This window comes from Virgibacillus sp. JSM 102003, from assembly GCF_041949995.1.
Classification (GTDB): Bacteria; Bacillota; Bacilli; order Bacillales; family Amphibacillaceae; genus Lentibacillus.
Genome location: NZ_JBHFQH010000008.1, coordinates 159,494 through 186,108 on the forward strand (window position 1 = coordinate 159,494; position 26,615 = coordinate 186,108).

Below are 26,615 nucleotides of genomic sequence, written 5' to 3' on the forward strand. Positions count from 1 at the left end.
AGAATGTTGCTATTTTACAAAAATCTGTAGACTGTGACATAATATACCGCTTCGGAAATACACTTCGCGCACCTAGGGCAACGCTTCAGCTTCCTCGGAAGTAAAAACCGCTTCCTGCGGGATCTTCAGCTGTTGCTTTGACGAACAGGACGTTCTAATACCGGCGTTGGTCACAGGACGTGACCGGTTTTAGCCGGTGACCCGCAGGAGTCTCCGTGTATTTCCTACGCTGGATTTTGTTTACTTTAGCCTTAAAATTATTTAACGTATATAGTGATAAATAAAAACAAGAATTTGACCATTTAAACCAGCAGTTGGAATATGCGAGATACCGTATATGTCACTTGGTACTCGAAGTGGTGAAAGCGAATATATTTCCTTCGCGGCATTAAATAATAAAAATAGTTTTATAATAAAAAGGAGTGTAAATCTTGGGAATTTCTTAACTGGCGAAACGGTTTACAATGCATGGAAGAGGCTTGAGCCATTTGTCCATCGCACACCGTTACTAACCTCGTCTACCACCAATCAAATGGTCGGGAAAAACGTATATTTTAAAATGGAAAATCAGCAGAAAACAGGTGCGTTCAAATTTAGAGGGGCAACCTTTAAACTAATGCAGCTTCCAAAGGAACAATTACAAAATGGCGTGGTTACTGCATCGGCAGGAAATCATGCACAAGGTGTAGCTTATGCAGGAGCTAAACTGGGAGTGGATACGACAATTTTTATGGCGGAAGGAACACCACTTGCAAAAATCAATGCCACAAAAGCATATGGAGCAGAGGTTGTTCTTGTTGGTGAGTCATTCCAAGAGGCATTCGAAGCTTCATTAGAAAGAAAAGCAGAAACTGGAGCAGCATATATACATCCATTTGATGATTATGACGTTATGGCAGGGCAAGGGACTATTGCGATGGAAATGCTGCGTCAGGAAGATAGGATTGACACGATTTTGGTGCCAATCGGTGGTGGCGGATTAATCAGCGGTATCGCGACAGCTGCAAAACATATCAATCGCAATATCAAAGTAATCGGAGTGCAGGCAAGTGGAGCAGCTGCGATGCATAAAAGTTTTTATCGTAATGTGACTGAAAAACTTACATCTGTTCAAACCATTGCAGAGGGTATTGCAGTGAAACAACCGGGAACACAAACATTACCAGTTATCCGAAAATATGTTGATGATATTGTAACAGTGTGTGACGAAGAAATTGCCTCAGCGATTGTTTATATGCTGGAACGTAATAAAACGTTAATGGAAGGGGCAGGGGCTGCGTCACTGGCAGCACTGTTTAAATATCATGACAAAATTCGTTCCAGAAATTTAGGTGTAGTCGTTAGTGGTGGTAATTTGGATATTGGAATGCTTCCGATGATTCAAAAATTAGCGGGAGAACAAAGGATATTTGCTTCCTAGATTTATTGTGGGCTCCCTTTACAATCCCGGGAAACATCGTTACGATAAAACTTAAACTGGGATTGGGGGAGTGGTTCATGTGAGGGAATTTGAACAATCAGATATGCTGAAGCGGTTGCCTGAACAGTTTTTTGCGAAGCTGGTGAAAAAGACGCAATCCATCAAGGAACAAGGTCATGATGTTATTGTCATGGGACAGGGAAACCCGGACTTGCCGACGCCTGAACATATAGTGGCAGCATTGCAGGAGGCTGCAGAAAAACCGAGAAATCATAAGTACACACCGTTTCAAGGATTCCAGTATTTAAAAGACTCTGTAGCAGCCTTTTACCAAAATGAGTATGGTGTAACGGTAGATCCTAAAACAGAAGTAGCTATTTTGTTTGGGGCAAAAACAGGGCTTGTGGAATTGAGTCAGTGTCTCTTAAATCCGGGTGACTTGGCATTGCTTCCTGACCCAGGGTATCCGGATTACATGTCAGGAACGGCAATGGCTGATGCTGACACAGCATTCATGCCACTGCTCAGGGAGAATGGGTTTTTGCCAGATTACAGCGAGATTAGTCAGGTTGATCTTGAACGGGCGAAGCTGATGTTTTTAAACTACCCGAACAATCCGACTGCAGCAACTGCAAGTAAAGAATTTTTTGATGAAACGATTGAACTTGCAAATGAGCATGATTTTTGTGTTGTGCATGATTTTGCCTATGCGACAATTGGATTTGAAGAGCAGAAGCCAGTTAGTTTTCTGCAATCAGCTGGTGCAAAAGATGTTGGGGTTGAGATATATACGTTATCAAAAGCCTATAGCATGGCTGGATGGCGAGTTGCTTTTGCTGTAGGGAATCCGTCTGTTATCAAGAGCATTAATCTTGTGCAGGATCACATGTACGTCAGTTTATTTGGAGCAGTACAGGAAGCTGCTGCAGAAGCATTGACTGGTGATCAGACCGCAGCGCAATACTTGGTTGATACATATGCAAATCGTCGTGAGCGCTTCCTTGCTGCATTGGATAGAATCGGCTGGGAAGCGGATGCGCCAAAAGGTACTTTTTTTGCCTGGCTACCTGTTCCGTCTGGTTACACCTCAGAAGAATTCGCTGATTTATTGCTGGAAAAAGCACATGTGGTTGTTGCTCCAGGAAATGGTTTTGGGTCAAAGGGAGAAGGGTACGTGCGTGTAGGATTGCTTGATTCCGAAGCACGACTGGAGGAAGCGGTAGAACGTATTGGTAGATTAGGGATATTTAATAAGTAAGGTAGAAAGCAGCCGTTATTACATGATGGCTGCTTTGTTTTGGTAGATATTTGTGTGTACGACAAAGTTTGACAAAAACCGGGAAGTGACAGGCACCCCCGCTTACCTACTTCCACGTTTCGCTTAGTACCCGGACCCAGTTTTCATGGGTGATTTTTTGTAATTCATTATCGTTAAATCCATGTGCTTTAAGTCGTTCGACAAGTTTCGGTAAACCAGTAACATCTTTTAGTTCATCAGGTACGGTTGTGCCATCAAAGTCAGATCCGAGTGCGACGTGGTCTATACCGAACTTTTCAGCTATATAGCTGACATGACGAACAATCAAATCCAGCGAAATATTCGTATCAGTTCCTCCGTCTTCACGAAGCATGTTCACCGCATAATTGATGCCAACAACCCCATTTGATTTTGCAATAGCTTCTAACTGCTTGTCTGTCAGATTACGTGATATTGGACAGAGTGCATGTACATTGGAATGTGTTGCTACGATAGGTGCATCTGAAATTTGAGCAACATCCCAAAACCCCTTTTCATTCAAGTGTGTAGTGTCGACCATGATGCCAAGTTTGTTACATTCACGAACAAGCAGCTTGCCGGCTTCAGTAAGTCCATCCCCAATGTCAGGGGAGGATGGGTAGCGGAAAGGAACACCTTCACCGTAGACATTTGGTCTGCTCCATACAATTCCAAGTGAACGCAGTCCAGCATTATATAACACATGCAGTGTATCAAAATTTGTATCAATGGCTGCAGCGCCTTCTATATGAAGCACAGCCGCCATGATATCGTTTTTAAGGCAATGTGCCAGTTCAGTTGCATTGCGAACTACTTTGAACTTTCCATCCGATTCGTTCTCGAGTCGAAATAAGCCAGCAGCAAACGTATTTGTGTTAGATAATGCTTTTTTATGTTTAATTGGTGGTGGAAGTGGTATGTCGTATCCATCTGATGTTACATGGTCTTCAGGGTTAACTTCATAGCCGTCATTTGGTGTCCAGACTGCAAAAAATCCGCCACCGAAATTACCTTTTTTAGCGCGGGGAAAATCGATATGTCCAATGTTACTCTCTTTGAAAAATGATCGTTCTTTCGCTTCTTCAGGTAAATGAAGACTCAAAAGTGTATCGTTATGCCCATCGAAAATTGGGAAGCTGCTCATTATGTGGGAACCTCCTAGTGTGATATTTTTCTAAATCAGTATATCATTATCCTTACATTAAAATATACCAAACCCGCAACAATGTGATTGAATTCTTTTCGGTGTCTGGGATTGCCCGATTTTTGTCAATATATAAATTAATGGGTTCTTTGCTGGTACACAATTAGCAATGTAATAGTATTGTAATATTGAATGACTTTCCTTTTAACTCAGCTACTGCAAGCGCATACAATTACTTTTTTTAGAAAAGATATTAAAAATTTAGAAAAAGCTGTTGACCAACTGCGTAAAACGTTATATGATTATCGGCAATATCAAATATTCAATAAGTAAAATCCACATCTTATAAAAGAATAAAAATTAACTCATTGACGAGAACGAAGGAACATGTAAGTTGTATTCGCAGAGATCCGGGGTTGCTGGAAGCCTGGAAGTACAACGTGTTCTGATACCATCTCCGAGTGCTAAGTTGAACGGATTCTCCTATTAGACTTGGTCAGGTGCAATCATATGCACCTGTTATCAAAACGGGCTGTTAGGCAGCTTCACAAGGTAGTAGTCGCGAGATTGCTATAAACCTGGGTGGAACCGTGAAAAGTAGACTCTTTTCTCCCCATTAATTCTGAAATTATGCAGGATTATGGGAAGAGAAGGGTCTTTTTTAATTTTGTCCTGGAGGGGATCCAGTGCAATTGCGGGAAGGACAATCTGAAAAGTAAAGTAATTTAGGGAGGGTTGAGATGACTGTTTTAGTTCAGAAGTTTGGAGGTACCTCATTACAATCACAAGAGAGCATTTCTAAAGTGATTTCACATATTAAATATGCAGTTGAAAGACAGCATAAACTGGTGGTGGTTGTGTCAGCATTGGGGCGCAGTCCTGACCCTTATGCTACAGATACATTGCTTAGTCTTGCAGGTGAATCTGTACCTCTTCAAAGCGAACGTGAAATGGATTTGTTAATGTCCTGCGGGGAAACAATTGCCAGTATTGTATTATCAAATGAACTGCAAAAAAATCATATTAATTCTACTGCACTCACTGGCGGCCAGGCTGGCATCACGACAACAGCAGAATTTACACAAGCACAGATTAAGAGTGTAGATACGACCCGCTTGGAAAAAGATCTAAATCACTTTGATGTTGTAGTCGTTGCAGGTTTTCAGGGGCAAACAACTGATGGAGAGATTACGACGATTGGCAGGGGTGGCAGTGACACGACTGCAGCAGTACTAGGGGTAGCGTTAAATGCTGAAGGTGTTGAAATTTTCACAGATGTTAATGGAATCATGACAGCAGATCCGAGAGTAGCTGAATCCGCAAGACCTTTAAAAAATGTAACCTATTCGGATTGCTTCAATTTAGCAAATCAAGGGGCAAAAGTAATTCATCCAAGAGCTGTAGAAATTGCTGAAGAGGCAAGTATTTCATTACATGTACGTTCAACTTATGCAATAGAGAGTGGAACATTGGTTACCAATTCAGGACCAGATCAATCAATTACCGGAATTGCGCATAAGTCAGGGTTAATCCATTTTAAGATAGCGGTTGAAAAAGAAGAGCATCGTGCTAATGTTTTTAAGAAAATGTCAGAAGCAGGGATTTCTGTTGACTTTTCAGACACATCCCAAACTGAAATACTGTTTACCATTTTAAACGTTAATAAACAGGCGGTAATAGGTCTCCTGAAGAACTTGGATTGCAAGCCGCAAATAATCGAAAATTGCGCGAAGGTATGCGTGGTTGGAAATGGCCTTCCAAAAGTACCTGCTACTTCTGAAATAGCAGAAAAACTTGCTGAAAAGGGTATTCAAATCATCCAATCAGCAGCTAGTCATACAACGATTGGCATATTAATTCACGATATGGATCTTGCTAAGACAGTAAATTTACTGCATGATACATTTCAATTAAGTCAGCCGTTAGAATCCGTTGTAACAAAATAAAAATGAGGTGAGTGTATGGAAAAGAATATAGCAGTAGGACTATTAGGATTAGGAACAGTTGGCTCTGGTGTGGTGCAAATTATTGAAGGGCATCAGGAAGAAATTGTTCACCAGTTGGGGCGCGGGGTTACTGTCAAAAGTATTTTGGTTTGTGACTTGGCAAAAGATCGTGATGTCCAAGTGAACGCTGGAAACCTAACGACAAATCCAGAAACAGTGCTGGCTGACCCTGAAATTGACATCATCATAGAGGTGATGGGTGGTATAGATGAAGCGCGTGAACATATTTTAAGAGCGTTTGAAGCTAAAAAGCACGTGGTAACTGCTAATAAAGATTTAATGGCATTACATGGTCCAGAGCTGCAGCATGCGGCAAAACAAAACGGATGTGATCTGTATTATGAAGCCAGTGTAGCAGGAGGAATTCCTATTATCGGTGGTATAGTTGATGGACTCGCATCAGACCGAATTGAAAAAGTGATGGGAATTGTAAACGGGACTACAAATTATATTTTAACGAAAATGGACGACGAGGGAGTAGCCTATGAAGATGCATTAAAAGAAGCCCAGGAGCTAGGCTTTGCTGAGGCTGATCCTACGGGTGATGTAGGTGGACTCGACGCTGCTCGAAAAATGGCTATCCTTGCCCGACTTGCCTTTTCAACATCAGTCGATCTAGCGGATGTGGAGGTTGATGGGATAGAGGGTCTGGACTTAGAGGATCTTCAGTTTGGGAGACAGCTTGGCCTTAAGATGAAGCTGATCGGCTTTGCAGATTTTCAGGATAAACAGGTTGAAGTAAGTGTACAGCCAACATTTTTGCCTGAGAGTCATCCGCTGGCAGCAGTGAAAAATGAGTACAATGCCGTTTATGTTAACGGAAAAGCTGTTGGTGAGACAATGTTTTATGGTCCGGGAGCAGGAAGTTTACCGACCGCAACAGCTGTAATGTCAGATGTGACTGCTGTGATTAAAAATATGCTGCTCGGTGTAACTGGACAACAGGTAGTGACACCTCGTTATGACAAGGTGCTAAAATCACCTGAACAGCGCTTTGGACAGTATTATTTCAGAATACATGTGCAGGATCGGAGCGGAACATTTACGGAAATCTCATCCTTGTTTAATGAACTGGATATAAGTTTTGAACGGATTTTGCAGGATCCAGTCAAAAATGATAAGGAGAACGGTCTTGCTGAGGTTATCGTTGTAACACATCAAACGACGTTGAAAAAAATCAATCAAGCGCTGGAAAAATTAGCGAAAGTCGATGTTGTCGAGGAAGTAAAAAGCTACTTCCGTATTGAAGGGGGCTATGACCAATGAGCTGGCAAGGAATAATTGACCATTACCAAAGCTATTTACCTGTAACCAAAAAAACACCAGCCTTGACACTTCATGAAGGCAATACACCGTTAATCCATTTTCCACACCTATCAGAATTATTAGGAGTGGAACTGTATGGCAAAGTGGAAGGAGCGAATCCTACTGGTTCTTTTAAAGACCGTGGTATGGTGATGGCAGTTGCAAAGGCAGTTGAAGAAGGAAGTAAATCCGTCATCTGTGCTTCAACCGGAAACACATCAGCCTCAGCAGCAGCTTATGCTGCAAGAGCAGGTATACGCGCAATTATTGTGATTCCAAAGGGAAAAGTAGCACTTGGAAAACTTGCACAGGCCAAAATGTATGGTGCTGAGATTGTTGAAATTGATGGTAACTTTGATGATGCATTAAAAATGGTGCGTAAACTAAGTGAAAACGCCCCTGTTACACTTGTGAATTCGGTGAACCCTTATCGTCTTGAAGGGCAAAAGACAGCTGCATTTGAGGTCTGTGAACTGCTGGGCGAGGCACCTGATATCCTGGCTATTCCAGTTGGTAATGCTGGGAATATTAGTGCTTACTGGAGAGGCTTTAAAGAATATAATGAAGAGAAGCAAACAGGCCTTCCGAGAATGTTTGGGTTTGAAGCTGAGGGAGCCGCAGCTATAGTAAAGAATAAAATCATCCCAAATCCAGAGACAGTGGCAACAGCAATTCGCATTGGGAATCCGGCGAGCTGGGATATGGCGATTGCTGCAAGAGATGAATCTGATGGAAAAATTGGCATGGTAACTGACAATGAAATAAAAAAAGCATTTCAACTACTGGCAAAAAAGGAAGGTATTTTTGCAGAGCCTGGATCCTGTGCATCGATTGCAGGAGTGATTCAGCAGTGTAAGGAAGGGAATATCAAACAAGGAAGCAAGGTTGCGGCTGTGCTAACGGGTAACGGTCTAAAGGATCCACAAACAGCAATTGAACAGGTAACGGTCGATCCCGTGTCACTTCCAAATGATGCAGAAAAAGTTACGGCTTATATCACTGATATGGTGACAGACCTTGAAACAGTTTAAGGTCTCTATTCCAGCAAGTTCTGCAAATTTAGGACCAGGATTTGATTCAGCAGGCCTTGCATTAAACCGCTTTTTGACATTGGAAGTAATAGAACAGGAGGAATGGGAGTTTGAGCACAAATCCCATTTTCTCCCTTATTTCACAAACTATACGGATCACTTCATCTTTCAAATTGCCAAGCAAACAGCAGATCGCCATCAAAAAGCATTGCCAGGATGTAAAGTAATTGTAGCTAGCGAAATTCCGTTAGCACGAGGACTTGGAAGCAGTGCATCTGCAGTACTTGCTGGAATTGAATTAGCCAATCAGCTATGTGATCTGTCATTGACAGGTGAACAAAAGCTGCAATATGGGACTGATATCGAAGGACACCCGGACAATATTGCGGCTTCCTTATTTGGCGGGGTTGTCGTTACTGCTACAACGCGGAATAATCAAGTTGAATATGTCCGGCTACCTTCACTTGATTTAGATGTTGTTGTCTGTATACCTGATAGTGAACTGAAGACTGAAACTGCGCGAAATATACTTCCAGATAGTTTTTCCAGAAAAAAAGCCACTACTGCAAGTGCCGTTAGTAACGTAATGATTGCCGCGCTATTGTCTGGGGATTATCATGTTGCTGGTAAGATGATGGAAAATGATCTGTTTCACGAGCCATATCGTGCAGAACTTATTCCGAACTACGAAAATATAAGGCGGGAAGCAAAAGCCATGGGTGCCTATGGAACAGTGATAAGCGGAGCGGGGCCAACGATGATTTCCTTTGTACCTAAAGGAAAGGGAGCTTACATTCGTGAACAGATGGAAGCAACACTGTCAGATTACACGATTGCCGCATTACAAATTGATCAAACAGGCGTACAGGTTGACTAAGTTTATAGGATATAGTCAAAGCCCTTAGATAATAACTAAGGGCTTATGTATTTACTTCATTATTTCTTTTAAAAATTCATCGGCAAAACGTTGGCAATGCTTGATGTCATCAGGATCGGGTTCAAGCTCGATTTTTAATTTTTCCTCAAAGACCGTGGCATTTTGTTTCTCTGCTTTCATAGCCATTGTATCAAGTGCGGGACCATATATATCGTAATAGGAATCACATGAGCCAAATACACCCACGAGTTTCCCCGTTAAATCAACTTCATCCATATCATCATGAAATCCTTCTACTTCAAATGGGATATCGTCATCCCATGAATAAGAGCCAATCAATATTCCATCAAAATTCTCCATTTCCTTTGCTTCGATTGGGTCGAAGTCAAACGTTTTGACGACAACATCATGGTCATCTTTAATATGCTCCACGATTCCTTCTGCCATTATTTCTGTGCTGCCGGTCAAACTTGCATATATAACTAAAATTCTAGCCATAGAGTTCATCTCCTTTTTATCTGATGCTAACTGTATTATACGTCCTAATGAGAATTACTTTCAATTAATTCACCTGGTTTTTAAAGTTTAATCCAGTGATTTATAATAGTCTGTTATAAAAGTATGGCTAATTTCTCCATTTTTGACCTCAAAAACTTGCTGGCTTATCATGACTTTGTCCTCAAATGAAACGATAAAGTCCACTTGATTATTTTCGTATAAATAAATCATACTAGCTGTCATAGGCAAATAGGATGGTTCATTTCCTCTAATTTTATTATAATTTAACTGCTCGATGTAATGGATAAATTCATCTATCTTGTCGTCATCAGTAGTACTGTTATAGTTGCTTTCAGTTGGTGGGGATAGTGATATTTTGGTGACAGCGTCGGGGTTCACATTTAACGTTTCCGAAAGACGTTGTGTACTTCCATCAAACTGCATAGCAAAAGCAGTCAATGCGGTCAATACAATGATGATGATAAATGCAGTTATCTTCATACTGTCCACTTCCCGTTGTATTTTTTATTACTTACGTTAATTATATGGCAGTTCCTAAACTTATTAATTGTCGCAGGTCAAGTTTTGTTAGAAAACTTCGTCAAGCCTTTGGACGAATGGCTTTAGTTGCACTTCTGGAGTAAGAAAGTAGTTATACTTATCTGCTAAAAAAATATAGCCGGGGTAGTATGCCCGGCTATTTCCGATTTCGTTTTAAGTTATTATTCACCTAGGGTAACCACGCGGCCCCATAAGTCTTTTGTTCCCCATGTGCCACGGCGTAATGTCTCAAGCTGTACAATCTGGCTGTGGTCAACGAAGACGTTAATTTCCGGGCCGTAGTTTTTAATATACCATTCAAATACATCCGGATCTGCTGCTTCGAACATAACTTTCTCAGTACCGAGTTCACGTGCGAACTGAGTTGCGACTTCGGTACGCCATGTGCGAACACTTTCTGTAATACCTTCTGATTCAATCATCAGCATATAAGCTCCGGCCTCTAAGCATCTTTTACCTACTTCAATAGCTTGTGCTGGATCTGTTATCCCTTCAGCCTCATTTTGTTCAACAGTATTTGTACCACCAGCACCGAATTGTACACCGATTTCCGGTTTGGCGAGTAATCCGGCGTTTTGTACTTTTTCAACAAGTCGGACAATATCATCCGTTGGCATTGTAATAAAACCTGTGGAAATTTCGATAATGTCAAAGCCGACACGTTTACATTCACTTATATAGTGATCGATTGCTTCAGGACCTTGTGTTACGACTGTTTCCATAAATCCACCAGTTGATACTTTCACACCATAATCATGTGCCAAATCGAGTAGTTCACGAAGTTTATCTTCGGGATATAATGTGAAAGCCCCGCCTGCAAACTTTAATGAATCAACATAGTCACCCATTGTTTCTAAAATATCCTGGAGATAATTTTTGCCCATAACGGAATAGTATGGTCCACGGATTTCAGTTATTCCTCGTGTGCGTGGCTTTTCCTGACGGCTGTTCATGCGAATTCCTTGAAATGCTCTTTGATTACTCATAATGATACATCCTCCCTGATTTTAACTTGACCAAGTAATACAGTTAGTTCACTAATTTTGACGTTTTCAAGATTTCTTATTGTATTGGCGATTTCGGCAGCCAGATTACTGTCAATTTTTTGAGTCAATACATTATATTTTTCCATTAGCACTTCCCAGCTGGCGGGTTGCGTTTTGAAACCTTGATAGTCACGCTTTTCGATGTCAAAACTACGACCATCATTTGTTTCGATTTCAATCCTGCACGCCATTTCATCTGGGAAACGTTCACTAAATTCTTTGCTTGGCTTAACATGCACTTTTTGCAGAAGTTGCTGGATATCATCCTGATTTATGCGGTCCGCTTCATACTGTTCGGGCATGACGTTACCATCCAGATATGCTGCAGATAGCATATATGGTAGCGAGTGATCAGCTTCTTCCTTATAGCGGATCATTTTCTTGCTGCCTTCTTCTCCGCCACCGATAATGTTGTAGGCAACGTCAAAGGTGGTGAGCCGAATTTCTTTTATATCATGGGGTGCAATATTTTCACGGTCACGCAATTCAAGAATTCCTTCAATGGATGACTGTGAATGTATTTCTGCGTTGTAGCGCTTTATGATTGTATCGGTCACGCGTTCAAGATCCTCTTTTGCCCAATCTATTTCAAATTGGCCTGCAATTGAATCCATCAATCCTTTATTGCCTTCGAAAACTTCTCGAGGACCTGTGATGCCATAGTTTGCAAGCAATGTTGCGTGAACTGCTCCCATCGCAGTGTTTGGGTAAGCAAGACCTTTCCAGTTCGAAAGTTCACCAGTTCTTGTTACACGAAGTGAATTGTAGCCGGTACCTGCAATCGCAATCGCATTTGCAATCTGTTTACTATTAAGCCCCATAGCTCGCGCGGCTCCGGCAGCTGCGCCATACTCACCCTGAACGGTATGATCAAACCCTTGATTTCTTACTGGTGCGACATCCGACAGACGGCATTGAACCTGGTAGGCAATGGCCAGTGCTGTTAGAAAGTCACGACCGTGGGCATCAGCATATTCTGCAGCTGCGAGGACTGGTGCTATATTATCTGATGGATGACCGGTCTCATCATTAGCTAAATAAGAGTCGTTGAAATCCAGGTAGCGAATAGTAGCCCCGTTATGGAATGTTGCATAATCAGGGGTCGTTTTTCCACCACCGATTAATGTGACGAGTGGTTCTCCACCCAGATCTTCTGTCATTTTGCGGATCGCTTTAACAGGTTCACCCTCAAGCGACCCTATTGCACAGCCGATCGAGTCAAGCATGCGCCCTTTTAGAGCTGCAATTGCTTCTTCAGAAAGGTCATCCCATTTAATTTCATGTGTCCAATCTGCAAGCTGTTCAACCATTGTACTTTCTTGTTTTGACATGTGAGTCACCTCCAAATATATTGATGAAAATGAATACCCCTGTGGCCACAAAGGGTGGATCGTGAAGCAAGAGATGTTTTCCCCTTCTTCACTTACTATAGTATGCTTCCTATTGATAAAAATAAATTATTTAAACTTAGAAAAGTGATATTAAATTCTTATACCTATTGATAAGTCAAAGTTGTAGGGTGAAGTGGAGGTGCCTGTCACTCCCCGGTTTTTGTCAATTTATGACGAAGTGCAAATTTGGGTGATTTTCAAATTTGTAAGTAGTAATTAGCTCGATTTTGCCGGGATGCAACGAGAGAATTGTATTATTTTACGACTCTGTTGGTTGAAATCCTATTTTTAGGGACAACCCAGCCTTTTTTACGATTTTGCTATTTCGAGTTATATCAATTATCTTAAATAAGAATAGAAAAGTGAGGTGTTTTTTAGTGCGAAAACCACGTCTTTGGGTACCCGAATCTTTTTATCACGTTGTTTGTCGTGGTAATCGGCGGGATGCACTTTTTAAAGATAAAGGTGATTTTAAAGATTTTCTTCACATGCTCCGGGAAGTCAATAAGCGAGCCCCATTTGAGCTTGCTGCATATTGCCTCATGACTAATCATTTTCATCTTCAGTTACGCTCTCAAGAACAGCCTGTCTCCAAAGTTATGTCACTTCTTAACAAGCGTTATGCCGATTATTATAATACGAAGAATGGTATAACGGGTCACGTATTTGAAAAACGTTATTTTGATAAGATTATTTATTCAAACGAGGATATGCTTGAGATTAGTAGGTACATTCATTTAAACCCTGTTAAAGCGGGTATGGTACATACTGCTGAATCCTACCGCTGGAGCAGTTATCGGTACTATTTGTATACGAAAAAGAGTGCTTTGTTGAATAGCGATGTTATATTAGAAAACTTTTCGGGATCCGGCGCAGAAAAACGGGTGCAATATAGGATGTATTTAAATGAAGATATAGAAAAAGGGCAGCATCTGTCATAAGATGCTGACCTTTTAAATACTTATTGTTCGGATTCGACACGATTCGCTAAAATTCGGGGAGTGACAGGCACGCAACACCTCTACCTGCCTTTGTATCCTTTTCGGAATATTTCCTGGACGCCGTGCACGGTTACGTATGCTTCTGGATCGATATCCATGATTATTTTTCGAAAAGGGACAATTTCATACCTGTTAATGACAAGATACAATACTTCGCGATGTGATTTGGTATAGCCACCTCTTCCTTCAAGTATCGTGATACCGCGATCCATCTTGTTAGTCACTGCATCCAGTACTTGATCCGGGTGGCTGGATATAATCATTACGGCTGTTCGTTCATTGGCGCCTTCTACAACAACATCAATTACTTTTGCACCAACATAAACAGAAATCAACGTGTACATGGCTTTTTCCTGACCAATGATAAAGGAGGATAAAACAATAACGGCAATATCAATTACAAGCATTCCTTTACCAATTGTCCAGCCTAAAAGCTGATTACCAAGCCGGGCAAGGATAGCCGATCCACCAGACGTACCACCAGAACGGAAAATAAGTCCAAGTCCGAGTCCTACCGATAAACCAGCGAATAAAGCGGCAAGCAATGTGTCACCATTTATTTCGTCACCCCAGCCAACTGTGAAGTGTAAAAATAATGAAGTAAATATAATTGCAATTATTGTATAAACGATTACACGTTTATCAAAGAATTTATAACCGACTGCCACGAGTGATGTGTTAAGGATGAAGTTAACAACTCCAGGGGACCAGTCGAAAAGATAAAACGTAACAATTGTAATACCGATTACGCCACCTTCTGACAAACGGTTTGGGATGGCGAAATAATTAACTCCGATTGCAAAAATGAATGAGCCAATGATTATCATGAGTATTTCTTTTACCGTTTTATTCATCTGATTTTCACCTCCACAGTTATTATACTATCTAAATTTGTCATGATAAAACCTTCATGTCAAAAATCTTAGCTGGTCTTTTACACATTGAATGTTTTATCTTATAGCAAAAGGTAGTTTCTAAAAGTATGTTGTTTTTTGAGACAAAAGATATAAGTTGCAACATCATAGACTGAGGGTAAAAATTAAGACTACCAAAAAAGGAGTTGACCGCTTACTAAATATTTGGTAAATTTATAATAATCAAATATTATTAACTGCCAAATCTAATTGACTCTGCTGGATAAGTGGAGCAAGTACCTAGATCAAAACCAGTTATATAGATGGGAGTATATACCTTATTTTCTCCTGTCCATATTTCTGGTTTTTTTATTTATAAGTGTTATTCACAACGAAACAGGGAGGGACCAATGTGGAAAATTTAACTGAGTTAGATAAGAGACATTTTATTCATCCAACTTCGTCAATCGAGCAACAACAAAGGGACGGGGCGAAAGTGATTATGGAAAAGGGGGATGGAATATACTTAACAGACACAAATGGCAACGTATACATTGATGCGATGTCGTCTCTTTGGAATGTAAATATTGGACATGGAAGGGAAGAACTGGCCGAAGTGGCTGCACAGAAATTGAAGAAATTAGCATTTAGTTCTGCTTTCTCAACTTTTAGCCATGAACCTGCGATAAAACTAGCTGAGAAAATAGCCTCTATTTCTCCCACAGGCTTGAATGCTGTATTTTTTACATCCGGTGGTTCAGAGTCAAATGATTCTGCTATTAAGCTGGTTCGCCATTACTGGAAAATACAGGGGAAGCCAAATCGAAGAAAAATTATTGCTCTAAAGCGTGGCTATCATGGAGTGGCTGCAGCATCTACTAGTGTGACAGGGATACCGGAATTTTGGGGGATGGCCGGACATATGATGACTGATTTTACCCATGCGGAAACACCATACGGAGGCAATTCGGAAATGGCAATTGCTTCTCTGCGTCAAGTTATTGTTGAGGAGGGTCCAGAGCACATAGCAGCATTTTTGGCAGAACCTGTTCAAGGTGCTGGAGGTGTGCTGATTCCCCCAGCAGATTATTTTAAAGAAGTTCGCAGATTATGTGATGAATATGAAATTTTGTTTATTGCTGATGAAATAATAACTGGTTTTGGCCGGACTGGAAAAATGTTTGGAATGGAAAATTGGGGAGTTACACCTGATCTAATGACATTCGCAAAAGGAGTTACCAGTGGTTATATTCCGCTAGGTGGTGTTGTTGTTTCTGATCATATTCACAACGTGCTAAAGGAAAAGTCAAAAGGTACTTTATTCCATGGATTCACATATAGTGGTCATCCAACAGCGGCAGCAGTTGCATTGAAAAATATCGAGATTATTGAACAGGAAAGTCTGGTTGAAAATTCCCGGGAAATGGGAGAGAAATTGTTAGAGGAATTTCAAAAAATAAAGGAGCGGCTTGAAATTGTTGGGGATGTACGAACAATAGGACTTCTTGGTGCAGTTGAACTAGTTCAGAATCCGGCAACAAATAAGCGATTCGCATCAGATTTGAAAGTTGCTCCAAGAGTAATTGAAGCTTTACATGATAGAGGAGTTATATGCCGTCCTGTCACTTTTGAAGGTACAGATATTATTTGCTTTGCACCACCAATTATTATAGATAACGAGCAGATTAATACATTGGTGGAAATACTCCATGACTCTGTATTGTCCGTTCAAAAACAGCTTGGTGTCACATCCTGACAATGAAATAATTTTTCCAGGAAAAACATATAAATCATACATGGACTTGCTAAATAATTACTAAATTGATCGGAGGGAGCAAAATGAACGAAAGAAAATTATTAAGAATTCTGGGTAATAAGGATGTTATTGCACTCGCTTTTGGTGCTATGATTGGCTGGGGCTGGGTAGTGACGACAGGTTTATGGATAACCGAGGCTGGATCATTAGGGGCTATTCTTGCATTTACAATTGGTGGATTACTTGTTGTGGTTGTTGGTCTAACGTATGCGGAATTATCTTCAGCACTTCCACTTGCTGGCGGTGAACATGTATATACCTACAAGGCTATGGGGAGAACAGCATCGTTTATAGCAACATGGGCAATAATTCTTGGATATGTATCGGTTGTAGCATTTGAGGCAGTTGCTCTTCCTACTGTTTTTGAATATTTAATTCCAGATTATAGTCAAGGTTATTTATATACGATAGCTGGTTGGGATGTCACGGCAACATGGGCAGGTGTCGGTATACTAGGATCCGTTCTCGTTGCGTGGATAAATTACCGTGGAATAAAACTTACGACTGCGATAACATTTATTCTCACATTGCTGATTCTGATAGCAGGGCTAATGCTGATCACTGGTAGTACTGCTGGAGGAAACGCTCAGAATATGCAGCCATTCTTTGAAAAGGGAATTGCTGGCTTGCTTACGGTTATTATTATGACTCCTTTTATGTTTGTTGGATTTGATGTTATCCCACAGGCTGCTGAAGAGATAAATCTTCCACAAAAGAAAATCGGACAGTTATTAATTGGTTCGGTTATTCTTGCAATTGTATGGTATGTTGCTGTGATTTTTGGTGTATCGCGTGTACTGAGTCCGGCTGAAATAGGTGAATCAAACCTGGTAACGGCTGATGCGATGGCAAAAGCTTTTGGTGATAGTCAGATGATGGGTAATCTACTGGTCCTCGGGGGTATTGGGGGCATATTGACAAGTTGGATTGGCTTCTACGTGGGTGGAAGTCGCGCAATCTATGCATTGGCAAGAGCAGGTATGCTTCCAAAATCACTTGGCGAACTGCATCCAAAATATAATACGCCTTACAGGGCAATACTATTAATTGGTTTTTTTTCTACTATTGCGCCATTGTTAGGCCGTCCTGCCCTCGTATGGTTAGTTGATGCGGGTGGACTTGGTTTAGTTGTTGCTTGGCTAATGGTAGCTATATCGTTTATAATCTTGCGTAAAAAATCTCCAGAAATGAAGCGTCCATTTAGATTGCGTGGCGGCACAACAATTGGCTGGATTGCAGTATTCATGTCAGGAGGGATAACAATACTTTATATGCCGGGAATGCCTTCTGCACTTATTTGGCCGTATGAATGGTTGATTGTAGGAGCATGGGTGATTCTGGGTATTATACTGTATAAGTTTTCAATTGCTAAGTACGGAAAAGCGTATTCAGATGAACATATGAAAAAAGAGATTGATCGAGTTGCATAAAAATAATTCAATTAAAAAACGGAACAACCCATCACATTAGGGTTGTTCCGTTTTTTCGATAGATAGCCGGATGAGACTTTCTGCAAAATTCGATATAAAACGTGAAGTGATAGGGTCGGAATCAACAGTTGCCAAAATTGGGCGAAAAAAATTAATTGACTTTTGGATTTGTACTGAATTATAATACTATTAAGAAAATGTCGACAATCGACAAAAAAGCTAGGCGAATGCCAAGTTTTCTAACATTTTTATTCATTTATGCATTTAATGTATAAAGACGCTCATATTCATACATACACTACTAAACTTAGCTATCTCTTAGCAATCTTTCCAGTAATGTAAAACACAAATACCACATTTTTAAGTAATAGGTATGCGCTTTCATGTATATAGTTAGTAAAATTGAGCACGAGGGGAAGGGATGATTTGTGTTAACATTTCCTATATCTGAGTTTAAAGAAAGATTAGCTAGTACGAAGAAGAGGATGGCTGAAGCTGGGGTTGATATTCTGCTAGTAACGGACCCAGCCAATATGAATTATTTAACAGGATATGATGCCTGGTCGTTTTACGTTCATCAACTACTTATCGTAATGATTGATGAGGAACAGCCGATATGGGTTGGGCGCGGACAGGATGCTAGTGCTGCACTGCATACTACATGGCTCGATACAGAACATATAACCCCGTATGCAGATCATTATGTACAGTCTACTATTTTACATCCAATGGACTTTGTATGTGACGTATTAAAAGAAAAAAATAGGGCGAGGCAAACAATCGCAGTGGAACTTGACGCGTATTATTTTACAGCTAAGTGCTATATGCGATTAACACAAGGGCTGCCAAATGCAACATTTAAAGATGGTACAAATATGGTTAATTGGGTACGTATCATAAAATCGGATCGGGAAATTTCCTATATGAAGCAGGCTGCCAGAATTTCCGAAAAGGCAATGCAAGTTGCCTTTGATACGATTAATGAAGGGGTTCGCGAATGTGATGTTGTTGCAGAAATATCTCATGCTCAGATTACCGGAACCGAAGATTTTGGTGGTGATTACCCTTCAATTGTTCCATTGTTGCCGACAGGAGATAAGACATCAGCATGTCATTTAACTTGGACGGACGATAGATTTAAACATGGGGATCCGGTAATTATTGAGTTGGCCGGCTGTTATAAACGTTATCATGCACCATTAGCAAGAACTGCTGTAATCGGGATGCCATCAGAAGATATGCAATACGTATCAGATGTTGTTCTTGAAGGAATTAATGAGGCGTTAAATGCTGTTAAACCAGGTATAACTTGTGAAGAGCTTGAGATGGTTTGGCGCAGGGTAATAGAAAAAAGCGGCATTAAAAAAGAGTCGCGAATGGGTTATTCCATGGGACTGAACTACCCTCCGGATTGGGGTGAGCACACGGCAAGCCTTAGACCTGGGGATCGAACGGTATTAAAACCGAACATGACGTTTCATTTAATTCCTGGAATTTGGATGGAAAATATGGGTGTCGAAATAAGTGAATCGTTCCAGGTGACAGAAACAGGGTGTGAGATTTTGGCTAATTTCCCACGTGAATTAATGGTTAAACCGAATATAAGGCTTGCCTAACTTTATGTTAGAATGCAATAACAAACCTTTTTAATAATTTAGGGTACAAAATCATAGGATTCTTGTACTCTATTTTTGGCGTTCATAATTCTACTTATACGTTGATAAGTGAAACTAAGTCTTGCACTCCAAAGTAAAAGGGACTCTCTGAAAACTAGGGTCCCTTTTAAGGTATGCCAGTTATTCCAACAGATAATTTATTCCTTCCAAACACTGGTATTAATCAAATTAGGTGGCTTTTCACCCTTTAACCCTGCTTCGAGGTTGCTGGCAGCAACTTCTGACATCCTCAGCTCAGTTTCATGTGTGGATGACCCGATATGAGGGGTTGTTACAACATTTGTCATCTGCAGTAATGGATTACTCAGCTTAATTGGTTCTTTTTCAAAAACATCCAAACCAGCTGCAGCAATATTCCCATTTTGCAGAGCCTTAATTAAATCCTTTTCTACGACTGTTTTGCCCCGCGATCCATTAATGAAAATCGCTGATTCTTTCATTAATTTTAATTCCCGACTTCCGATGAGACATTCCGTTTCTGGTGTCAGTGGTGTGATAAGACAGACAAAATCAGAACTCTTTAGTAAACTATCAAGGTCACAGTATGTTGCTTTATACTTTTCTTCAACATCCGGTTTCATTGTACGGCTATGGTATAAAATATCCATGTCAAAACCATGGTGGGCCCGTTTTGCAATTGCCTGACCAATTCTGCCCATACCAATAATTCCTAACGTTTTATGATGGACATTTACGCCGAAATATTCAGGTTCAATTGCCTCTGTAATCCACTCACCGTTTTTTACAAATTGATCTAATTCCGGAATACGTCTGGCTGTGGCTATTAGTATACCGAAAACCGTATCTGCAACAGTATCTGTCAGTACTTCTGGTGTATTGGTCGCCAAAATGTTTCGCCTGTTCAGTTCGCCGATATCCAGATTATTGTAGCCAACCGATACATTGCTGACTATTTTCAGGTTGGGAGCCTGGTCCAGCAACTCACGATCAACAGGCAGTTCCAAGCCGATAATACCTTCTGTCTGACGAAGGAACTCCAAGAAGTCAATGTTATTTATAGTATCAGCATTGTTAAAAAAACGGACATCGTACTTATTCTGTAAATCTTCCAGAACAGGCTTCTCTACCCGATTATAGGCGATAACTTTTTTCTTCACTTTAATCCCTCGCTTTCATTTATGTCGACAACGTATCTAACCTAAAAATAGCCATTATAGAGTGTAAAGTCAATAAAAAAATAAATATTTAAAATATTTAAAAATATTCATAATACTTCATTTCTGTGATGAGAATACTTGTTCCGTTAAATGCACAAAATCAGTAGTATATGAGGTTTAATAAAATTAATAACGGAATGAGGATCCAGCTAGTCTACAAATTAAGTGAACGACCTGAGGAATACGCTAATACTCCGTTTATACATCATTAAAATAAAGTTTGACAATTTAAAAATTCTGAATTATGATGAAGATAATAATTGTCGACAATCGACATAAAACAATTTTGTTATAAAGAGCAGGAAGGATGTTCTGCATATGGAAGATGATAATTATATCGTACAAAAACCATTAAGTCAGCTAATTGCGGACCAACTCAAGAGAAAGATCTGGAATGAAGAAATCCAGTTTGGTGAACGTTTGCTTGAAACAGACCTTGCGGAAAGCTTTGATGTCAGCCGAAGTACAATTCGCGAAGCACTGAAGATACTTGAAATTGAAGAGTTAGTGATAAGTCAGGCGAGGAAGGGCACTTATGTTGCTGATTTTACCGAACAGGATTTGGCTGAAATTATTGAGTTACGTACATTGATTGAATCCCAGGCCTTTACACAAGCAATAAAAGGTCTTGAAAAAAAGCATATTGAAGTTCTAGAGCAGATTGTCGAGCAAATGAAGGTAAAGGCCGATGAAAAGGATTGGAATGGATTATTTGATCTAGACATGCAATTTCATAGTTATGTGGTTAATTTATGTGGTAACTCACGAATAATTAAAATCTATGACTCGCTGCAAGTCCAGATCAGAACGTTTCTCATGCATCTTGATCAGTATTACTCCAGTTTTCAATCATTCTATGATGAGCATAAAGAATTACTAAGAGCATTAGTATCAAGGGATGTGCATACAGTTAATGAGAGTGTTAAGAACCATATCGCATACGTAGAAGCACATTTACTTGGGGTGAAATAAATTTTAAGTTGGGGAGGCTTAACAAAATGAACAAAAAATTCGCGAACGTTCAAACTGAACTGCCAGGGCCAAAGGCAAAGAAGCTGCTGGATCGAAGACATGACGTTGTACCACAAGGGGTTGGCTATGGAGTTCCAACATTCGTTGAAAAAGCAAAAGGTGCGTTGCTGCAGGATGTTGATGGGAATCATTTTATTGATTTAGCTGGAGCGATTGGCTGTATTAATGTTGGCCATAGTCATGACACAGTTGTAAGCGCTTTACACGACCAGGTTGATCGCTACATTCATACTGGATTTAACGTGATGATGTATGATCCATATATTGAGTTCGCTGAGAAGATTGCTGCTCTTGCGCCTGGCTATTCAAAAAAGAAAGTAATGTTCTTAAATAGTGGCGCAGAAGCTGTAGAAAACGCGGTGAAAATCGCTCGCAAGTATACAAAGCGTCAGGCGGTTGTTTCGTTTTCAGGTGGGTTTCATGGACGTACATTAATGACAATGTCACTAACCGGAAAAGTAAGACCATTCAAATATGAATATGGTCCATTTGCGCCAGAAGTTTATCATGCGCCATACCCTTATAACTATCGCCGCCCTGAATCAATGAATGAAGAGGAATACACTGATTATTTGTTAGAGCAGGTGGAGAGCTTTTTCATAAGTGAAGTTGATCCAAGCCAAGTTGCAGCGTTCATTATGGAGCCTGTTCAAGGGGAAAGCGGATTTATTATTCCTAGTAAAAAATTCGTTCAGGGAATATACAAGATTTGTAAACAGCACGGCATATTGTTTATCGCAGACGAAATCCAAACAGGTTTTGGCCGTACCGGAAAGTACTTTGGGATGGAGCATTTTGAAGTTGAACCTGATTTGACAGCGATTTCTAAATCGATGGCTGCTGGCTTACCAATTAGTGGTGTAATTGGCCGTGAAGAGGTAATGGATAGTGCAAAGCCTGGAGAACTGGGAGGTACGTATTGTGGCAGTCCGCTTGGGTGCCGGGCAGGGCTTGCCGTACTGGAAGTAATGGAGAAAGAAAATATAAATGAACGTGCTGATGTGATTGGTAAAAAAGTAATGGAAAGATTTAAGAACATGTACGATCGATTTGAAGAAATCGGTGAATACAGAGGTCTTGGAGCTATGTGCGCGCTTGAGCTTGTTAAAGATCGTGATAGTAAAGAACCTGCCAAAGAACTAACAGGCCAGGTCTTAAAAGAAGCTCATAAGCGTGGCGTTATTGTATTAAAAGCAGGTGTACATGACAATGTTGTTCGTTTACTTATGCCATTAGTCATTACCGATGAACAACTGGATGAGGCACTAAATATCCTGGAAGAATCGATTGAAGCAGTGCTTGTTGGGGTAAATGGATAATAGAATACTAGATTTCATGATTGGAGTGAAGCAAAAATGAATGAAGTAAAAACAAATAACTATTTAATGAACATTAACGGTGAATGGCTTGGTGATAGCCTGGACACGTTAAAGGTTGTGAACCCAGCAAACAGTGAAACTATCGGAACGGTTCCTAATGGTGGTGAAAAAGAAGCTTCACAAGCAATCAGTGCTGCACATGAAGCTTTTCAATCATGGTCAGGACTTACTGCTTATGAACGTGCCGGATATTTAAAAAAATTAAATCAGCTCATGCTGGATAATCTGGAAGAAGTAGCACAAGTAATGACACTTGAAATGGGTAAGCCAATTAACGAGTCAAGAGGAGAAGTGAAATATGCCGCTTCTTTCATTGAATGGTTTGCTGAGGAAGGTAAGCGTATTTACGGTGAGACAATTCCATCACATGCAGCGAATAAACGGCTGCAAGTCTGGAAGAAACCAGTTGGTGTTGTTGCAGCGATAACACCTTGGAATTTCCCGGCTGCGATGTTAACCCGTAAGATGGGCCCGGCATTAGCTGCTGGCTGTACGGTGATTATGAAACCATCAAGTGAAAGTCCATTAACAGCTGTTAAATTAATGGAATTATGCGAGGAGGCAGGTTTTCCAAAAGGAGTTATAAATCTAGTGACAGGTTCATCATCCAAAATAGCCAAGGAAATTATGGATAATGATAAGGTTCGAAAAATTACCTTTACTGGTTCCACAGAAGTCGGAAAAATATTAATTCGTCAAAGTGCCGATCAGGTGAAACGGTTGTCACTGGAACTCGGCGGTCATGCACCATTGATTATATTAGATGATGCTAATGTTGACTTGGCGGTTAAAGGTGTGATGGCATCTAAATTCAGGAATGCAGGCCAAACCTGTATTTGTGCCAATCGAATTTATGTGCAGGCGGGAATTTACGATGAATTTATTGAAAAGTTTTCCAAGGAAGTTGAGAAGTTAAAAGTCGGAAACGGTGCTGATGATTCCGTAGATATTGGACCATTAATTAATCAGGCTGGTTTGGATAAGGTGAAGCATCACATGGATGACGCAGTTAAAAAAGGAGCTCATGTTGTGACTGGTGGTAAGCCGATCACAGATGATGGCGGCGTATTTTTTACACCTACAGTCGTTAAAGATGTAGACCAATCAATGGTTTTAATGCAGGAGGAAACATTTGGTCCAGTAGCTCCTGTTCAAAAAATCGCCTCAGAAGAAGATGCCGTGAAATTAGCGAATGATACGCCATACGGATTAGCCGCTTATGTCTTTACGGACAATGTTGCAAAAGGTCACCGTGTTATTGAACAGCTTAATTTCGGGATTGTTGGCTGGAACGACGGGGCACCTTCAGCAGCACAGGTTCCATTTGGTGGAATGAAAGAGAGTGGTATCGGCAGAGAAGGCGGTCATGAAGGAATAGATGCTTTTGTAGAATCACAGTATGTGTCGATAGGAATGGATTAGAGGTTGAACAGTTACTTGAAGAGGATGTGATTTTTTGAAACAGATGATACAAACGCTCAATGCTCCACAACCGAGCGGACCATATTCACAAGGTGTTCAATCTGGTAGCTTTATTTTTATCTCCGGGCAAGATGGCGTTCTTCCAAACGGAGATTCGGCAGGAAATTCAATCGCAGCTCAAGCTGCTGCAAGTTTGGAAAATATTAAAAGTATTTTAGCTGAGAAAAATGCTAGTTTATCAAATATTGTCCATATGACATGTCATTTAGCTGATTTGAATGAGGAAAATGTTCGCGAGTTCAACAACGTATATGCATCATTTTTTGAAGATGTAGAAATAAAGCCAGCGAGAATTACGATAGGCAGTCAATTGTTAGGGGTTAAAGTTGAAATCACAGCTATAGCATCCGTTAATTAATCTAAGTGGAGGGAGTTGCTTTAAGTCGACTCCCTTCTTTTTAGCAGATAAGACCTTTCTTATTGCATAAGTGCAACTAAGACTTATCTATATTAGGGCTTGCACTCCAGAGTATAGGGGTTCTAAGAAAGCAAAATACGTTTTCATAAGAATCCCTTTAACGAATGCCAATTTTTCTAAAAGGGGGGATGTGAAGGTGTTAGAACAAGCACAATACATGGCTGATCATTTATCCAAGTGGCGCCGCAAACTTCACTCGATTCCAGAATTAAGCTTTCAGGAAGTGGAAACGTCAAAGTTTGTTGCTTCAGTATTGGAAGAAATCCCAGGTATGCATGTGGAAGTTGGAGTAGGTTGTCCGACAGCTGTAGTTGGAACGCTCTCTTCTGGGTCTGGTCCAACAATAGCTGTTCGTGCGGATATGGATGCATTGCCAATTTTTGAAGAAACGAATCATGATTTCAAGTCACGTAATGAAGGTGTAATGCACGCCTGCGGACATGATGCACATATGTCAATTGGCTTAGGAGTTGCGCGTTTACTGGGAGAGAGTTTTCAGAATGGTGATGTAAAAGGGACTGTAAAATTTCTATTTCAGCCTGCTGAAGAAAAGGCCGATATCCACGGCTCGACCGGTGCTCCATATATGATTAAAGCAGGAGTCCTAGAGGATGTCGATCGTGTTATAGCGCTTCATATGAGTCCTGAAAATCAGCTTGGGGAGGTAAAGGTACACGATGGCTATAGCATGGCTAACGTAGATGTGTTCGATGCTGCTGTGTTTGGCACTGGTGGACACGGCGCATATCCACATTTAGGGACTGATCCAGTATGGATGCTTGGTCCTGTCCTGCAAGCTATGCATGGAATTGTGTCGCGCCGGATCTCTCCACTTGATTCAGCAGTAATCAGTGTTGGCAGTATTCTTTGTGGAGTAGCCGGAAATGTTATCCCATCTGAAGTCCAAATCAAAGGGACAATTCGGAGCTATGACCCTAATGTCAGAGAGTTATTACATGCTGAATTAGAAAAGGCCCTTTCATTAGTAAGGGTTTTTGATGGTGATTATAAATTGACGATAACACCAGAAGACCCTTCACTAAATAATAATCCAGCAGTTAATCAGCTCTTTCGAGAAGTTATTAGGGATATTCATCCGGAGTTCAAGGTGCTTGACATACCATTCGGATTAGGGGGAGAAGACTTTGCGCATATGACGCAGGTTGTACCGGGTGCCATGTTGTTTCTTGGTTGTGCAGTTGGCGATGGAAAAACACGCGAACTGCATACACCAAGTTTTGATATAAATGAAAATGTTCTTCCAGTTGGTGTATCTATTTTGGGAGAAACAGTGAAACGTTACTTGAAGGAGGAATAGGTTAATCTTGATCGAAATCGGGAGAAACTCGCTCGAAATCGGGAGAAACTCGCTCGAAATCGGGAGAAACTCGCTCGAAATCGGGAGAAACTCGCTCGAAATCGGGAGAAACTCGCTCGAAATCGGGAGAAACTCGCTCGAAATCGGGAGAAAGGCGCTCGAAATCGGGAGAAACTCGCTTGAAATCGGGAGGAAGTCGCTCGAAATCGGGAGAAAGGCGCTCTAAATCGGGAGAAACTCGCTCGAAATCGGGAGAAACTCGCTCGAAATCGGGAGAAACTCGCTCGAAATCGGGAGAAACTCGCTCGAAATCGGGAGAAACTCGCTCGAAATCGGGAGAAAGGCGCCCGAAATCGGGAGAAACTCGCTTGAAATCGGGAGGAAGTCGCTCGAAATCGGGAGAAAGGCGCTCTAAATCGGGAGAAACTCGCTCGAAATCGGGAGAAACTCGCTCGAAATCGGGAGAAAGGCGCTCT

General features: G+C 40.8%; 23 protein-coding genes. 15 read left to right on the top strand and 8 right to left on the bottom strand.

Features of this window, described 5'->3' with window-relative positions:
* Positions 1 to 337 precede the first annotated feature (337 nt).
* Both ilvA and ACE1TG_RS10985 read left to right on the top strand, forming a co-directional pair.
* Positions 338 to 1,420 carry a threonine ammonia-lyase gene (gene ilvA, locus ACE1TG_RS10980; protein WP_375052429.1) on the top strand — a complete coding sequence of 361 codons (1,083 nt, stop codon included), beginning with the start codon at positions 338 to 340 and terminating at the stop codon, positions 1,418 to 1,420.
* Positions 1,421 to 1,499: 79 nt separating this feature from the next.
* A complete protein-coding gene (locus tag ACE1TG_RS10985) occupies positions 1,500 to 2,678 on the top strand; it encodes a pyridoxal phosphate-dependent aminotransferase (RefSeq protein ID WP_375052430.1) in 1,179 nt (392 codons plus the stop codon).
* A gap of 106 nt (positions 2,679 to 2,784) precedes the next feature.
* Here ACE1TG_RS10985 and ACE1TG_RS10990 read toward each other — a convergent pair whose 3' ends face one another.
* Positions 2,785 to 3,840, bottom strand: a complete 1,056-nt coding sequence (locus ACE1TG_RS10990) for a dipeptidase (protein ID WP_375052431.1) — start codon at positions 3,838 to 3,840, stop codon at positions 2,785 to 2,787.
* Between the two features lie 740 nt (positions 3,841 to 4,580).
* Here ACE1TG_RS10990 and dapG point away from each other — a divergent pair.
* Genes dapG through thrB form a run of 4 tightly spaced genes read left to right on the top strand, consistent with a single transcriptional unit; the run spans position 4,581 to position 9,059 of the window.
* A complete protein-coding gene (gene dapG / locus ACE1TG_RS10995) occupies positions 4,581 to 5,786 on the top strand; it encodes an aspartate kinase (RefSeq protein WP_375052432.1) in 1,206 nt (401 codons plus the stop codon).
* Positions 5,787 to 5,801: 15 nt separating this feature from the next.
* Positions 5,802 to 7,112: a homoserine dehydrogenase gene (locus tag ACE1TG_RS11000; RefSeq protein ID WP_375052433.1), complete on the top strand. Its 1,311-nt coding sequence runs from the start codon at positions 5,802 to 5,804 to the stop codon at positions 7,110 to 7,112.
* On the top strand, positions 7,109 to 8,182 hold the full coding sequence (thrC, locus tag ACE1TG_RS11005) for a threonine synthase (protein WP_375052434.1): 1,074 nt from the start codon (positions 7,109 to 7,111) through the stop codon (positions 8,180 to 8,182). Before ACE1TG_RS11000 ends, thrC begins: the two co-directional genes overlap by 4 nt.
* On the top strand, positions 8,169 to 9,059 hold the full coding sequence (thrB, locus tag ACE1TG_RS11010) for a homoserine kinase (protein ID WP_375052435.1): 891 nt from the start codon (positions 8,169 to 8,171) through the stop codon (positions 9,057 to 9,059). Before thrC ends, thrB begins: the two co-directional genes overlap by 14 nt.
* A 51-nt stretch (positions 9,060 to 9,110) precedes the next feature.
* On the opposite strand, the gene ACE1TG_RS11015 is transcribed toward thrB, so the two are convergent.
* The 4 genes from ACE1TG_RS11015 to ACE1TG_RS11030 form a co-directional block, all read right to left on the bottom strand.
* Positions 9,111 to 9,557 carry a flavodoxin domain-containing protein gene (locus ACE1TG_RS11015; RefSeq protein WP_375052436.1) on the bottom strand — a complete coding sequence of 149 codons (447 nt, stop codon included), beginning with the start codon at positions 9,555 to 9,557 and terminating at the stop codon, positions 9,111 to 9,113.
* A gap of 87 nt (positions 9,558 to 9,644) precedes the next feature.
* The gene (locus ACE1TG_RS11020) at positions 9,645 to 10,058 is read right to left on the bottom strand and encodes a hypothetical protein (RefSeq protein ID WP_375052437.1); all 414 of its coding nucleotides are present in this window, start codon (positions 10,056 to 10,058) and stop codon (positions 9,645 to 9,647) included.
* Between the two features lie 221 nt (positions 10,059 to 10,279).
* Positions 10,280 to 11,104 (bottom strand): phosphosulfolactate synthase, encoded by an 825-nt coding sequence (locus ACE1TG_RS11025; protein WP_375052438.1) that lies wholly within the window; start codon positions 11,102 to 11,104, stop codon positions 10,280 to 10,282.
* Entirely contained in the window at positions 11,101 to 12,495 is a 1,395-nt protein-coding gene (locus tag ACE1TG_RS11030; protein ID WP_375052439.1) for an MmgE/PrpD family protein, read from the bottom strand. Before ACE1TG_RS11030 ends, ACE1TG_RS11025 begins: the two co-directional genes overlap by 4 nt.
* A 437-nt stretch (positions 12,496 to 12,932) precedes the next feature.
* Between ACE1TG_RS11030 and ACE1TG_RS11035 the strand changes: the two genes are divergently transcribed.
* Positions 12,933 to 13,496: an REP-associated tyrosine transposase gene (locus ACE1TG_RS11035; RefSeq protein ID WP_375052440.1), complete on the top strand. Its 564-nt coding sequence runs from the start codon at positions 12,933 to 12,935 to the stop codon at positions 13,494 to 13,496.
* 80 nt (positions 13,497 to 13,576) lie between these two features.
* On the opposite strand, the gene ACE1TG_RS11040 is transcribed toward ACE1TG_RS11035, so the two are convergent.
* Positions 13,577 to 14,410 carry a YitT family protein gene (locus ACE1TG_RS11040; protein ID WP_375052441.1) on the bottom strand — a complete coding sequence of 278 codons (834 nt, stop codon included), beginning with the start codon at positions 14,408 to 14,410 and terminating at the stop codon, positions 13,577 to 13,579.
* Positions 14,411 to 14,822: 412 nt separating this feature from the next.
* Between ACE1TG_RS11040 and ACE1TG_RS11045 the strand changes: the two genes are divergently transcribed.
* The 3 genes from ACE1TG_RS11045 (at position 14,823) to ACE1TG_RS11055 (ending at position 19,272) form a co-directional block, all read left to right on the top strand.
* On the top strand, positions 14,823 to 16,166 hold the full coding sequence (locus ACE1TG_RS11045) for an aminotransferase family protein (protein ID WP_375052442.1): 1,344 nt from the start codon (positions 14,823 to 14,825) through the stop codon (positions 16,164 to 16,166).
* A gap of 83 nt (positions 16,167 to 16,249) precedes the next feature.
* A complete protein-coding gene (locus tag ACE1TG_RS11050) occupies positions 16,250 to 17,656 on the top strand; it encodes an APC family permease (RefSeq protein ID WP_375052443.1) in 1,407 nt (468 codons plus the stop codon).
* A 428-nt stretch (positions 17,657 to 18,084) separates the two neighbouring features.
* Positions 18,085 to 19,272, top strand: coding sequence for a M24 family metallopeptidase (locus ACE1TG_RS11055; protein ID WP_375052444.1), 1,188 nt, complete (start codon positions 18,085 to 18,087; stop codon positions 19,270 to 19,272).
* 197 nt (positions 19,273 to 19,469) lie between these two features.
* On the opposite strand, the gene ACE1TG_RS11060 is transcribed toward ACE1TG_RS11055, so the two are convergent.
* Complete coding sequence (locus tag ACE1TG_RS11060; protein WP_375052445.1) at positions 19,470 to 20,450, bottom strand: 2-hydroxyacid dehydrogenase; 981 nt, start codon at positions 20,448 to 20,450, stop codon at positions 19,470 to 19,472.
* 378 nt (positions 20,451 to 20,828) lie between these two features.
* Between ACE1TG_RS11060 and ACE1TG_RS11065 the strand changes: the two genes are divergently transcribed.
* The 5 genes from ACE1TG_RS11065 (at position 20,829) to ACE1TG_RS11085 (ending at position 26,139) form a co-directional block, all read left to right on the top strand.
* Positions 20,829 to 21,482, top strand: a complete 654-nt coding sequence (locus ACE1TG_RS11065) for a GntR family transcriptional regulator (protein WP_375052446.1) — start codon at positions 20,829 to 20,831, stop codon at positions 21,480 to 21,482.
* A gap of 26 nt (positions 21,483 to 21,508) precedes the next feature.
* A complete protein-coding gene (gabT, locus tag ACE1TG_RS11070) occupies positions 21,509 to 22,861 on the top strand; it encodes a 4-aminobutyrate--2-oxoglutarate transaminase (protein ID WP_375052447.1) in 1,353 nt (450 codons plus the stop codon).
* A 36-nt stretch (positions 22,862 to 22,897) separates the two neighbouring features.
* A complete protein-coding gene (locus tag ACE1TG_RS11075; protein WP_375052448.1) occupies positions 22,898 to 24,343 on the top strand; it encodes an NAD-dependent succinate-semialdehyde dehydrogenase in 1,446 nt (481 codons plus the stop codon).
* A gap of 43 nt (positions 24,344 to 24,386) precedes the next feature.
* A complete protein-coding gene (locus ACE1TG_RS11080; protein WP_375052457.1) occupies positions 24,387 to 24,761 on the top strand; it encodes a RidA family protein in 375 nt (124 codons plus the stop codon).
* A 196-nt stretch (positions 24,762 to 24,957) separates the two neighbouring features.
* Positions 24,958 to 26,139 carry a M20 metallopeptidase family protein gene (locus ACE1TG_RS11085; RefSeq protein WP_375052449.1) on the top strand — a complete coding sequence of 394 codons (1,182 nt, stop codon included), beginning with the start codon at positions 24,958 to 24,960 and terminating at the stop codon, positions 26,137 to 26,139.
* Position 26,140: 1 nt separating this feature from the next.
* On the opposite strand, the gene ACE1TG_RS11090 is transcribed toward ACE1TG_RS11085, so the two are convergent.
* Positions 26,141 to 26,615: hypothetical protein (locus ACE1TG_RS11090; protein ID WP_375052450.1), on the bottom strand; the 475-nt coding region annotated here is incomplete at its 5' end.